This is a genomic window from Streptomyces sp. NPDC058665, from assembly GCF_042714995.1.
Taxonomy (GTDB): domain Bacteria; phylum Actinomycetota; class Actinomycetes; order Streptomycetales; family Streptomycetaceae; genus Streptomyces.
In genome coordinates this window covers 140,434-152,203 of the sequence record NZ_JBHXRX010000003.1, presented here as the reverse complement: position 1 = coordinate 152,203, position 11,770 = coordinate 140,434, and the positions used below count along the sequence as shown (strand labels likewise).

At 70.8% G+C, this 11,770-nt stretch carries 11 protein-coding genes; 2 read left to right on the top strand and 9 right to left on the bottom strand.

Annotated elements, in window-relative coordinates; genetic code table 11:
* Positions 1-190: 190 nt before the first annotated feature.
* The 6 genes from ACFWV8_RS03055 to ACFWV8_RS03030 form a co-directional block, all read right to left on the bottom strand.
* Positions 191-562, bottom strand: coding sequence for a Fic/DOC family protein (locus ACFWV8_RS03055; protein ID WP_384197438.1), 372 nt, complete (start codon positions 560-562; stop codon positions 191-193).
* Complete coding sequence (locus ACFWV8_RS03050) at positions 559-699, bottom strand: hypothetical protein (protein ID WP_384197509.1); 141 nt, start codon at positions 697-699, stop codon at positions 559-561. Before ACFWV8_RS03050 ends, ACFWV8_RS03055 begins: the two co-directional genes overlap by 4 nt.
* A 250-nt stretch (positions 700-949) precedes the next feature.
* Complete coding sequence (locus ACFWV8_RS03045) at positions 950-1,147, bottom strand: hypothetical protein (protein ID WP_384197436.1); 198 nt, start codon at positions 1,145-1,147, stop codon at positions 950-952.
* Positions 1,148-1,238: 91 nt separating this feature from the next.
* Positions 1,239-1,589 (bottom strand): hypothetical protein, encoded by a 351-nt coding sequence (locus ACFWV8_RS03040; protein WP_329388450.1) that lies wholly within the window; start codon positions 1,587-1,589, stop codon positions 1,239-1,241.
* 220 nt (positions 1,590-1,809) lie between these two features.
* A complete protein-coding gene (locus ACFWV8_RS03035) occupies positions 1,810-2,709 on the bottom strand; it encodes a PhzF family phenazine biosynthesis protein (RefSeq protein ID WP_384197434.1) in 900 nt (299 codons plus the stop codon).
* A 77-nt stretch (positions 2,710-2,786) separates the two neighbouring features.
* The gene (locus ACFWV8_RS03030) at positions 2,787-3,557 is read right to left on the bottom strand and encodes an SDR family oxidoreductase (RefSeq protein ID WP_384197432.1); all 771 of its coding nucleotides are present in this window, start codon (positions 3,555-3,557) and stop codon (positions 2,787-2,789) included.
* A 202-nt stretch (positions 3,558-3,759) separates the two neighbouring features.
* Here ACFWV8_RS03030 and ACFWV8_RS03025 point away from each other — a divergent pair, with 202 nt between their 5' ends.
* Complete coding sequence (locus tag ACFWV8_RS03025) at positions 3,760-5,421, top strand: alkaline phosphatase D family protein (RefSeq protein ID WP_384197430.1); 1,662 nt, start codon at positions 3,760-3,762, stop codon at positions 5,419-5,421.
* A gap of 57 nt (positions 5,422-5,478) precedes the next feature.
* Here the strand turns inward: ACFWV8_RS03025 and ACFWV8_RS03020 are convergent, their stop codons facing one another.
* On the bottom strand, positions 5,479-7,623 hold the full coding sequence (locus ACFWV8_RS03020) for a SpoIIE family protein phosphatase (protein WP_384197428.1): 2,145 nt from the start codon (positions 7,621-7,623) through the stop codon (positions 5,479-5,481).
* 244 nt (positions 7,624-7,867) lie between these two features.
* The gene (locus ACFWV8_RS03015) at positions 7,868-8,899 is read right to left on the bottom strand and encodes a Gfo/Idh/MocA family protein (protein WP_384197426.1); all 1,032 of its coding nucleotides are present in this window, start codon (positions 8,897-8,899) and stop codon (positions 7,868-7,870) included.
* A gap of 83 nt (positions 8,900-8,982) precedes the next feature.
* Between ACFWV8_RS03015 and ACFWV8_RS03010 the strand changes: the two genes are divergently transcribed.
* Entirely contained in the window at positions 8,983-10,281 is a 1,299-nt protein-coding gene (locus ACFWV8_RS03010) for a multidrug effflux MFS transporter (RefSeq protein ID WP_384197424.1), read from the top strand.
* On the opposite strand, the gene ACFWV8_RS03005 is transcribed toward ACFWV8_RS03010, so the two are convergent.
* Positions 10,257-11,573: a hypothetical protein gene (locus ACFWV8_RS03005; protein ID WP_384197422.1), complete on the bottom strand. Its 1,317-nt coding sequence runs from the start codon at positions 11,571-11,573 to the stop codon at positions 10,257-10,259. The two genes, ACFWV8_RS03010 and ACFWV8_RS03005, sit on opposite strands and share 25 nt — an antisense overlap.
* Positions 11,574-11,770: the final 197 nt, after the last annotated feature.

Below are 11,770 nucleotides of genomic sequence, written 5' to 3'. Positions count from 1 at the left end.
GAGGCGACGAGTCCGTCCAGGATCTGCTCCAACAGGCTGTTGTCGCCGAGGAAGCTCTTTGCCGAGGCGTCCTCGTCGTGCCGGGGGTCTAGGGGAGACCAGTTGAGGTCGTATCCGGCGTCGGCGCTGAGTTGGGCCAGAAACGCCCGCTGGGCGCGGCCGTTGCCCTCGCGGAACGGGTGGAAGACGTTCAGGTGGCCGTACAGTCGGCCAGTCGGATGACGAATTCCTGCCGCGGGAGATCCCGCAGATGGGCGGCGGAGGCGAAGCGGCCGAAGATCTCTCCGGCGTAGGGCACCAGGTTGTTTGCAGGGCAGGACGGTGTGCGTTTGGCGATGTTCACGGTGCGTAACTCGCCTGCCCATGCATAGATGTCACCGAAGATCGTGGCATGGAACGCTTGGAGATGGCCGAGGTCGTACGCGCCGGGCAGAGGGCGTTCGGCGAGCATGACGAGGCGCGCCCTGGTGATGTCCGCTTCCGCTGCCGCGAGCAGCTGGTGGTCGGTGATGCCGAGATTGTTGCGCAGCACGCCGTTGGGCATGGTGTACGGATCGTTCACCCTGCTCGCCGCTCCGAAGTCTGTTGGTGGCGGGCGATCGCGCGGGCGACAAGGGTGTCCGCGTCGAGGTCGCCCTGCACGTATGCCTCGGTGTCGCGGTCTGAGGCATGGGACGCCTGGAGCCCCTCGGCCTCGATGGAGCCGGTGGCAGAGGCGACGGCCGCACGTCGTGCCGCTCGGCCGCTAAGCGCCTCGAACGCCTCGACGGACAGGAGGACGCCTTGGGGCTTGCGGTGGGCGCCGATCAGGACCGGGTCGGCATCCGCGCCGGACTCCGACAGGTCAGTCAGGATCCGCGATAGTCGCGCGCGCGTCGCTGACGGTCACGACCTTATGAATCTCCACGCTGTCACCGTACCCATATAGAGGCTTTATTCTGTACAAATTCTAGTACGGATTCTGGTGAGTGTCCCGACTCTGGCGGCCCTGGAAGTATCCCCAGCCCGTCCCGGAGGCTGCCACCGGCCGTGACTGCGAGGTCCTCGCCGATGTCGGCGGGTCGAACCGGACTACCGGTACATCGCCCTGGCTGATTTCGTTGATCACCATGTCGGCGCTGATGCCGTCCGCCTCGGTGGTGGCCACCGGAACCGGCTTCTCCGAGAACGACGAAAGCCCCCTGTCCGGACCGCTTCGGCGTCGTCGTCATCACGGGTCGGGGACGCGCAGTTGGCGGTCACAGCTCCTCGGCGCGCAGCGCCAGGTCCTGGAGGATGTCTGCCGACGAGACCTCGGGGCCGCCCGCGTCGTGGACCCGGGCCAGTGTTACGAAGGCGAGGGTGAACGCTCCCACGAGTTGTTCCACCGCGCCGCCGACCTCGCGGCCGAGCAGGGCGCTGAGTTCTTCGGGGGTCGCGTCCGCCGGGACCTCGACGCGGGGCATCGTCTCGTTGAGCAGTTCGGTCACGACGCCCATCTCGGCGTCCATGTCCTGCTCCTGACCGGTGTCCTCCTCAAGTCGACGCTGCCAGTCACCGGCCTGCGTCAGGATGGCGATCACGCGCTTCAGGACCTCGCTCTGCTCCATGCCGTGAGCATAGGCGGGCGGGATGGGGCGCGTGGGTAGCAGCGCGAGCCGGTGGAGTGAGACGTACGCGCGTCGCACGCCCCGCGCCGGCGCCGATCCGGGCCCGGAAGCCGTCGAGCGCGCTCCGGACCGGAGCCGTACGGCGGCGGTCCGATCTCTGGCTGAGCGCCTCCCAACCGGGGGAGAACGCCCAGCTGTTGGCACCCGCCGGTCCGCCCTACTACACCGACTCCGCCGGGATCGGCGTCCCCGTCCCCGACACCCGTACGCGCGCGTCGCCCGCTCGCAGTTCCACCGTCAGGACACCCGGCCGGCCCATGTCCACGCCCTGGTGGAGGGTGAGCGTCGACGCCTCGGGGACGAGGCCGAGTTCGCGCGCGTACGCCCCGAACGCCGCCGCCGCCGCGCCCGTCGCCGGGTCCTCCACCACGCCGCCCACCGGGAACGGGTCCCGTACGTGGAAGACGTCCGCCGACTCGCGCCACACCAGCTGCACCGTGGTCAGGTCCAGTCGGCGCATCAGGGCTTCGAGGCGGGCGAAGTCGTAGGCCAGGTCGGCCAGTCGGGCCCGGGTCGCCGCGCCGACGACGAGGTGGCGGGCACCGCCGTACGCGATGCGCGGCGGCAGCTCCGGGTCGAGGTCGCCGGCCGGCCAGTCGAGGGCGGCCAGCGCCTCGGCGAGGTCGGCGTCCGTGACCTCCTCGACGTGCGGCTCGACGCTGGTGAGCGTCGCCCGCAGCGGACCGCCGTCCCCCGTGGCGGCGACCGTCACCGGCACCGTCCCGGCGCGCGTCTCGAAGACCAGGTCACCCGGGCCGATCCGCTCGGCCAGCGCGATCGCGGTGGCCACGGTGGCGTGCCCGCAGAACGGGACCTCGGCCTTCGGGCTGAAGTACCTGATGGTGAACGCCCGACCGGGCGACCCGGCACCGTCCGGCGCGGGCGCGGGTGCCGTCAGGAACGCCGACTCGCTGTAACCGAGGTCGGCGGCGACGGCGAGCATCGCGTCGTCCGTGAGCCCGGACGCGTCAAGTACGACGCCGGCGGGATTGCCGCCGGCGGGGTCGGCCGAGAAGGCGGTGTAGCGCAGGACTTCGCCGGTCAGTGTCGGTTCACTCATGCGCGTGCCAACGACGGGCGGCGGGGTGTCATTCCCGCCGGGCGGGAACCCGTGCGCCGCCCGCCGTGAACAGACCCTCAGCCGCGCCCGATGAACGGCATCGCCGTCGCCAGCACCGTCGCGAACTGGATGTTCGCCTCCAGCGGCAGTTCCGCCATGTGCAGCACCGTCGTCGCCACGTCCGCCGCGTCCATCACCGGCTCCACGGCCAGTTCGCCGTTGGCCTGCGGCACGCCGAGGGTCATCCGCTGCGTCATGTCCGTCGCCGCGTTGCCGATGTCGATCTGGCCGCACGCGATGTTGTACGGACGGCCGTCCAGGGAGAGCGACTTGGTGAGACCCGTGAGGGCGTGCTTCGTCGCCGTGTACGCCACCGAGTGCGGACGCGGCGTGTGCGCGGAGATCGAGCCGTTGTTGATGATCCGCCCGCCCTGCGGGTCCTGGTCCTTCATCAGCCGGAACGCCGCCTGCGCGCACAGGAACGAGCCCGTCAGGTTGGTGTCGACGACCTTGCGCCACGCCGAGTAGGGCAGCTCCTCCAGCGGTACGCCGCCGGGTCCGAACGTGCCCGCGTTGTTGAAGAGGAAGTCGATCCGGCCGTGCCGCCGCCGCACCGTTTCGAAGAGCGCGTCCACGTCCTCCGGCCGCGCCACGTCCGTCGGCACGCACACCGTGCCGGCTGTCCCTGTCGCCGATTCCGCCGCCAACGCGGCCGTCTCCTCCAGGCGTTCGGCCTTCCGTCCCGCGAGCACGACCGACCAGCCCGCGCCCGCCAGGGCGACCGAGACGCCCCGTCCGATGCCCGAACCCGCTCCCGTCACCACAGCGATCTTCCGCACAGCATCCATGGGGCCGCAGCGTACGGGAGGGGGCGCGACGGGAGTACGGGACCTGGCGAGCCGTGGCCGGGGCGCGCCGGGCGGTGGCATATAACGGGCGCACGGGGAACTCATCGGGCGGACACCCGGATGTTGTGTACCCGACAACGATCCGACGTCGCGCCCGGCTGCACTTCCTCTGACAGCAGCCGTCAGGGGAGGGGCACATCAGATGACACCCGCACGCACCGGTACCTCCGGCAACGCCAACGCCGCCGCGCACTCGCCCGAGATGAGGGCCGCCGCGGCCCACCTCGGCCGCCGGCGTTTCCTCACCGTCACCGGCGCCGCCGCGGCACTCGCCTTCGCCGTCAACCTGCCGACGGCGGGCACCGCGAGCGCCGCCGAGCTGGACGCCTCGAAGATCAAGAGCGACCCCTTCACCCTCGGCGTCGGCTCGGGCGACCCGCAGCCCGCCTCCGTACTGCTCTGGACCCGCCTCGCGCCCAGCCCGTACGAGCCCGACAGCGGCCTGCCCCGGGCCAGGGTCTCGGTGCGCTGGGAGGTCTCGCACGACGAGCGGTTCACCCGCGTCGTCAGACGCGGAACCACCACCGCCCACCCCGAGTTCGACCACAGCGTCCATGTCGAGGTCCCCGGTCTGGACGCCGACCGCTTCTACTTCTACCGCTTCCGCGCGGGCACCTGGATCAGCCCGGTCGGCCGTACCCGTACCGCCCCCGCGCGCTCCGCGAACATCGGGGAGCTCAAGCTCGCCGCCGTCTCCTGCCAGGCGTACCACGACGGTTACTTCACCGCGTACAAGCACCTGGCCGCCGAGGACCTCGACGTCGTCATCCACCTCGGCGACTACCTCTACGAGTACGCCGTCTCGGCCGTCGGCGGCGCCCGCGACTACACCGACCGGCGGCTGCCCGCGCACTACAACCGCGAGACCATCACGCTGGAGGACTACCGGCTGCGCTACGGCCTCTACAAGTCCGACCCGGACCTGATGGCCGCGCACGCCGCGCACCCCTTCGTCGTCACGTGGGACGACCACGAGACGGAGAACAACTACGCGGACGAGACGCCCGAGAACGACGTACCGCCGGAGGAGTTCCTGCTCCGCAGGGCCGCCGCCTACCGCGCGTACTGGGAGAACCAGCCGCTCCGCGCCCCGCAGCAGCCCGAAGGACCGGACATGCGGCTCTACCGCCGGCTGCACTTCGGGCGCCTCGCCCAGTTCGACATCCTCGACACCCGCCAGTACCGCTCCAACCAGGCGTACGGGGACGGCTGGCAGGTTCCGGGCCCGGAGTCCGAGGACCCGACGCGCACGATGACCGGCGAGACGCAGGAGCGGTGGCTGCTGAACGGCTGGAAGAGCTCGAACGCGACCTGGAACCTGCTGCCGCAGCAGGTCACCTTCGCCCAGCGCCGCGATGTGCCCGGGGCCAACTTCAAGCTGTCGATGGACGGTTGGGACGGCTACCCGGCCTCCCGCAAGCGTGTCCTGGACGGCGCGGACGCGGCCGGCCTCGACAACCTGATGGTGCTCACGGGTGACGTACACGTCGGATACGGCTTCGATCTCAAGGCCGACTTCAACGACCCCGCGTCCCGCACCGTCGGCACCGAGGTCGTCGCCACCTCCATCGCCAGCGGGAAGGACGGCGCGGACAAGCCCGCCAACTGGGACAACCTCACCGCCGCCAACCCGCACATGAAGTTCTACAACGGGCGTCGCGGCTATGTGACCGTCACGCTCGGCACGCGGCAGGCACGGGCCGACTTCAAGACGGTGTCCGCCGTCACGACGCCCGGCGCGCCCCTCTCGACGGCCGCGTCCTTCGTGACCGAGGCGGGCGACCCGGGCCTCAAGCCCGTCTGACACTCGCGCCTCATCGGCAACGGCACACCGGCCCTGCCCGCCGTCCGGCGGGCAGGGTCACGTGCCTGCTTCCCGGCGGAGCAGCAGGAGAGCGATGTCGTCCAGCCGGGGGGCGGACTGTTCGGCATGGCGGATGAGAGCGTCGGCGAGCTGGTCGAGGTCCGGGCTCTGATCCCGGCCAAGGCGCAGTGCCAGGTCGTCGGTGATGTCGTCGATGTCCGTGCCCGGGACCTCCACGAGGCCGTCGGTGTAGAGGGCGAGTACCGAGCCGGGCGGGAGAGCGATCTCGGTGGTGGGGTACTCACCGTCGGGTTCGACGCCGAGCAGCAGTCCGGGTGGCACCCGGAGAACCTCGGTGGCTCCGCCGGGATGACGGAGCAGGGCCGGCGGGTGTCCGGCGCTGGCGAGATGGACGCGGTGGTGGGCGAGGTCGAGGCGGATGATCAGACAGCTGGTGAACAGCCCGGGGTCGAGGTCCGCGAGAAGCACATTGGTGCGGCCGAGGAGCTCCCCCGGAGGCGTATCGGCGTTCGCGTGGGCGTGGACGGCGGTTCGGACCTGCCCCATGAGGGCTGCCGCCGCGGTGTTGTGGCCCTGGACGTCGCCGATCGCCGCCGTGACGGTGGTCCTGCCGCGGACGAGGTCGTAGAAGTCGCCGCCGATGTCCGTGCCCCGGTCAGCCGGAAGATAGCGGGCGGCGACCTCCAGGCCGGCGACCTGGGGCAGTGTGCGAGGCAGCAGGGAGGTCTGCAGGGCGCGGGCGAGGGCGTGTTTGGCGTCGTAGAGACGGGCGCGGTCCAGGGCTTGCGCGATGAGCCCGGCCAGTGAGGTGAGGATGGCGCGTTCGGCCGGGGGAAAGGAGCGTGGCTGGTCGTAGGAGAGGGTGAGGGAACCGATGGGGCGGCCGGAGGCGGTCAGCGGCAGGAACGCCCAGGCACTTCTGTTCTGGTAGCGGGGCGCGTCGGGGTAGTCGCGCAGGAAGTCGTCGAAGGTGGGGAAGAAGCTGGGGGCGTCGGTCGCGAGGGCACGCGTGGCCGGGCTGTGGAAGGTGAGAGGCGCACCGTCGATGCGGTCGATGAACTCGGTGCTGTAGCCGCGCTGACCGATGGCGTGCAGCCGGCCTTCCTCGACGATCAGGATGATCAGGCCCTGCGGGCCGAAGCCGGGCACGATCTGGTCGCCCGCGAGATCGACCACGTCCTGGACACCCACGGCCTCGGCGAGCACGGCCGACATGTGCGTCAGATGGTAGAGCCCCATCGCACCGATCGCTTCGCCCTCCGCCGCGGCCTTCTGGGAGGTCACGCGCTCCAGGCTGGTCTCGTGCCCGCCCGGTGGCCCGCCCGCCTGACCGCCGTCGGCGGTGATGTGCACGCTGATCCCGCTGCCGCCGGGGTACAGCTCGAAGAGAAGCTGTGTGTCCGGTGGCCGTACGGCGATGAACGAGGTGGACCGGCGGGTGATCACCGCGTACCGGTAGTGGTCCTCGCACACCGGACCGTTCAGCCAGTGCAGCACTTCCCAGGGGTAGTTGCCCATGAGGTCGGGAGGAGCTACGCCGACGAGGTCGGCCCCGGCGGGATTGACGAAGGTGACCTTGCCGTCGAGGTCGAGTTCGCAGCAGCCGACAGGAAGGCGCTCGGTGAAGCGGAGCGCGGCCGTGGCGCGGGCGGGATCCGTCCGGCCCGGCGCCACGGGCAGCGGCAACGGTTCCGGCGGGGGCAGCAGCGGTTGGCCCCGGTCGTGGGCGCGCTCCAGCGCTTCCGCGGCCTTCCGGCAGAAGACGGACATCGCCTCGTTGTCACGCGGACGGAGCCGGGGCGGGTGCCGGACGGGCCACAGCAGTGCGATCCCGCCCCATACACGCCCTCCACTGGCCACCGGCCATGCGGCGAGCATGAAGTCGTACGGCACCACGATGCCCAACTGCGGGTAGCGGCTGGACATGTCGCCCTGACTGCCCAGCCACACCGGATTCCGTTGCTGAACGGCGTCCACGATGGGACTGGAGAGGCCCAGCGGGGCGCGGGCCCACGGCGCGGCGACCCGCGGTGACGCACCGGACACCAGCGTCAGCCACAACACCTCGTCCCCGGGCGGGAACAGATACAGCAGGCCGATCGACGCGCCGGTGTCGCGCATCACCTCTGTCATCAGTGCATCCAGGCCGCCGAGATCGGAGCCGGGGCCGCTGCGGATCACGGCTTCCTCCTGCCGATGGCGGCGGGCACGCCACGCCGCGTGCCGGTGCGACGGCCGACGGAACCGGCGGCCGAGCGCCGGAGAGAGCGGAGCTCCCCACCAGTCGCAGCGAACAAGGTAACCCATAAGTGGACAATAGGTCCGGATTGCTCCGTCGTCGCCCTCTCCGTGCCCTACCCCGGAGCACCGGCCGCCCGGGTCCCCGCCGCCCGCGCCCGCGCCCGCTCGTCCGCCCGCGTTCCCCTCAGGCCGCCTCGTCCACCGGGTACCGCACCCCGACCCGCTCCCGTGCCGCGTCCAGCGTCCGCATCACCGCCAGACTGCCCTCCAGCGGCACCAGCGGCGACTCCGTCTCCCCGGCCCGCAGGCACCGCATCACCTCGGCCGCCTCGTGCTGCATCCCCGTCAACCCGCTCTCCACGGAGTGCTGTTCGGGCTCGCGCCCGTCCCGGTGGAGTACGAAGGTCTCCGGCGCGAAGAACCCGCTCGGCAGCTCGATCCGGCCCGCCGTGCCGGTGACCGTCGCGGTCGTCCCCGTCGCGGCCGTCACCGAGCAGCTCAGCAGAGCCGTCGCCCCGGACTCCCAGCCCAGAAGCATCCCCGTGTTCAGATCCACCCCCTCGGGCGAGAGAAGCGCGTCGGCCTGTACGCGGTCGGGCTCGCCCAGAATCAGCTGCGCGAACGACACCGGGTAGACCCCGAGGTCCAGCAGCGCGCCGCCGCCGAGCGCGGGATCGCGCAGCCTGTGGTCAGGACCGAAGGGACCCTGGAGCCCGAAGTCGGCCCGCACCGTGCGGACTTCACCGATCGCGCCGTCCGCGATCAGCTCCGTCATCCGCCGGATCACCGGGCTGCAGTACATCCACATGGCCTCCATCAGGAAGAGACCCCGCTCACCCGCGAGCGCCACCAGCTCCCGTGCCTCGCGCGAGTTGAGCGTGAACGCCTTCTCGCACAGCACCGGCTTTCCCGCTTCGAGGGCGAGCCCCGCCGCGGCACGGTGCGCGGAGTGCGGCGTCGCGACGTACACCACGTCCACGTCCGGATCGGCGACGAGCCCGGCCCAGTCACCGTACGCCCGGGGGATGTCGAAGCGGTCGGCGAACGCCTTCGCCGACGCCTCGCTCCGCGAGGCCACCGCGACGACCTCGGCGCCCGCCATGCGCCGTACGTCCGCGGTGAACCTCCCGGCTATGCCGCCCGTGGCGAGAACGCCCCACCGGATCGCGCCGTCACCGGCGGCGACCACGCCATTTCTGTCTTGTTCCGCCGTCATATATGCCCCTTACACAAAAAAGGTCCCGACCACTCGGCCAGAGCTGAGAGCATAGGGAGGGTTTCAACTACATGGAGATATGAATGCCGGACGGCGGCCAGAGCACACGCGCACGTGAAGGACACATACCCAGCTCTCCGGCCGCGACGGGGAGCGACACCGGCGTCGACATCCCCGCCGCACGACGCGCCGGCCTCATCGTCACCCTCGTCCTCGGCGGACTCACCGCACTCCCGCCGCTGTCGATGGACATGTACCTCCCGGCGCTGCCCGCCGTCACCCGCGTCCTCGACTCGTCGGCGGCCACCGCGCAGCTCACCCTCACCGCCTGTCTGACGGGCATGGCCCTCGGCCAGCTCGTCGTGGGGCCGATGAGCGACAAGTGGGGACGGCGGAAGCCCCTGCTGCTCGGCATGGTCGTGTACGTCTTCGCCACCGCGATCTGCGCCCTGGCACCCACCGTCGAACTGCTCATCGGCTTCCGGCTTCTCCAGGGACTGGCGGGCGCGGCGGGCATCGTGATCGCCCGCGCTGTCGTGCGTGACCTCTACGACGGCGTCGAGATGGCCCGCTTCTTCTCCACCCTGATGCTGATCTCCGGCGTCGCGCCGGTCATCGCCCCGGTGATCGGCGGCCAGGTGCTCAAGGTCACCGACTGGCGCGGCGTCTTCGTCGTCCTCACCGTCGTCGGCATCGCGCTGACCCTCGTCGTCGTGAAGTGGCTCCACGAGACGCTGCCGCCCGAGAAGCGCCACAGCGGCGGTATCGGCGAAGCGCTCAGCACGATGCGGGGGCTGCTCGCCGACCGCGTCTTCACCGGCTACATGCTGGCGGGCGGGCTCGCCTTCGCGGCCCTGTTCGCCTACGTCGCGGCCTCGCCGTTCGTGGTGCAGGAGATCTACGGCGCTTCGCCGCAGACGTACAGCCTGCTCTTCGGCGTCAACTCCATCGGTCTGATCACCGTCGGACAGATCAACGGCCGGCTGCTGGTCGGCCGGGTCAGCATGGAGAAGGTGCTGGGCCTCGGCCTTGTCGTCATCACGCTCGCCGGGGCCGCGCTGCTGGTGATGACGAGCGGGGTGTTCGGCGAGCCCGGCCTCGTCCCCGTAGCGGCCGGGCTGTTCGTGCTGATGTCGGCCATGGGACTGGCGATGCCCAACACGAACGCACTCGCGCTGATGCGGACCCCGCACGCCGCCGGGTCGGCCTCGGCACTCATCGGTACGGCGTCGTTCCTGATCGGCGCCATCGCCTCACCGCTCGTCGGGATCGCGGGCGAGGAGACGGCGGTGCCGATGGCCGTCGTACAGGTGGTGTGCGGCGCAGGAGCGCTGGTCTGCTTCCTGACGCTGTGCTCTCAGTCCTCGTCCCGCCGCAAGTAGGCGATCAGATGCGGACGGTCGCCGGGGTCCGTCCAGCGGAACAGCCCCACCCCGTTCGCGTCCCCGCTCGGCAGCCGCACATTGAGCGGCAGAGGCTCGGGCTCACCGGTGGTGAGACTCACCTGTACGGGATTGCCGCCGCCGGACAGGGCGTCCGTCACCGTACGGGCGCTGGTCGCCCCGTACGCCACGCCCGTGTCCGTCACCGACGTCAGCGTCAGCGGCCTCGTGCCGTCCGACTCCTCGAAACAGAACGCCTTCTTCTCGTCCAGGTCGAAGGCGAGCCTGCCCGCGATGAGATAGCGGCCGTCGGGGGAGGAGACGAGCTGCGGATCGGTGCTCGGATTGATCGCGGGCTTACGGCACCGCACCTCCGCCACCATCTTGCCCGTGTCCAGGGCGTGCACCGCCCACATCTCGTGCGTGGCCGCGTCCTTCGCGCCCTTCTTCTTCTGCCACTTGGCCAGCACATGTCCGGCCGACACGGACGCGGGCACTCCGGACTTCGGCTCGGTGCCCTTCGGCGCGACCTTCCGGCTGAACCAGCCGCCCCGTACCCAGAACTCCTTCGCGCCGCTCACCAGCAGGCCGTTCGCGGTCACGCCGCGTACCTCGGTGAGCTTCTTGCAGTCCGGGCAGTCCTTCGGGAAGCCGAGCGAGCCCGGCGCCGTCCTGGACACCTCGCCGGTCGACGGGTCGACGACCGCGCTGACGGCCTTGCCGTCGCTGATCAGAATGCCGGGGCCGGTGCCCGTGACGGTCGGCGCGTCCGTCCAGGGCACCTCGACGCGCCGCTGTTCACCGGTGGCCGCGTCGTACACGTCGAGGGAGACGAGCGAGTCGGCCGAGGCCAGCGCGTACTCGCCGAGGCGCCCGTACGACCAGGTCACGAAGTACTGCTTGTCGCCCTTGGTCACCGAGAGCAGCCTGGGGTAGCGGTCCACCGGCGCCAGGGGCCGCCACGCCTGGCCCGACCAGCCGGCCTTCCCCGTCTCGGTGTACTGGGTGCGCAGCTGGTACCGGCCGTCGTCGGCCCGCGCCAGATACGCGACGAGACCGTTGGCGGAGGCGACCGCGTACTGCGGTGACACGTCCTCGATCTCCCAGCCGCGCCGGGTGTTGTAGGCGTCGGGCACGTTCAGCTGTGTCTCGGGACCCGAACTCGGCACCGGCTTGCGGGGCTTGGCGTCGTCGTCCTTGGTGCCTCCGCAGCTGGCGAGGACGAGCAGCATCACCAGGATCAGCACCCCGGCGATGAGAGTGACGCGCACGATCTTCTGCCGCTTGGTCATCAAGGACATCGGCGTCAGACCGTGGGCACGGTAAAACGGCAATTGGTCCCCCCGCGAGCACGGTGTGGCGATGGAGCGGCAACGGCGGTCAGCGTAGCAACTGGGTCGGTACCCGCCGCAGTTCGGTGCGGTCGCGATTCCGTGCCCGTTGCATGGCGGCCGACTGTCGGACAGGCGGATTCCGGCCACACCCGGGG

What these genes read in the sequence shown, in the direction of transcription:
- ACFWV8_RS03030 (WP_384197432.1), bottom strand. Translation starts at nt 3,557, where the DNA reads ATGGATGCTGTGCGGAAGATCGCTGTGGTGACGGGAGCGGGTTCGGGC.
- ACFWV8_RS03015 (WP_384197426.1), bottom strand. Translation starts at nt 8,899, where the DNA reads ATGACGGCGGAACAAGACAGAAATGGCGTGGTCGCCGCCGGTGACGGC.
- ACFWV8_RS03025 (WP_384197430.1), top strand. Translation starts at nt 3,760, where the DNA reads ATGACACCCGCACGCACCGGTACCTCCGGCAACGCCAACGCCGCCGCG.
- ACFWV8_RS03035 (WP_384197434.1), bottom strand. Translation starts at nt 2,709, where the DNA reads ATGAGTGAACCGACACTGACCGGCGAAGTCCTGCGCTACACCGCCTTC.
- ACFWV8_RS03010 (WP_384197424.1), top strand. Translation starts at nt 8,983, where the DNA reads ATGCCGGACGGCGGCCAGAGCACACGCGCACGTGAAGGACACATACCC.
- ACFWV8_RS03040 (WP_329388450.1), bottom strand. Translation starts at nt 1,589, where the DNA reads ATGGAGCAGAGCGAGGTCCTGAAGCGCGTGATCGCCATCCTGACGCAG.
- ACFWV8_RS03005 (WP_384197422.1), bottom strand. Translation starts at nt 11,573, where the DNA reads ATGACCAAGCGGCAGAAGATCGTGCGCGTCACTCTCATCGCCGGGGTG.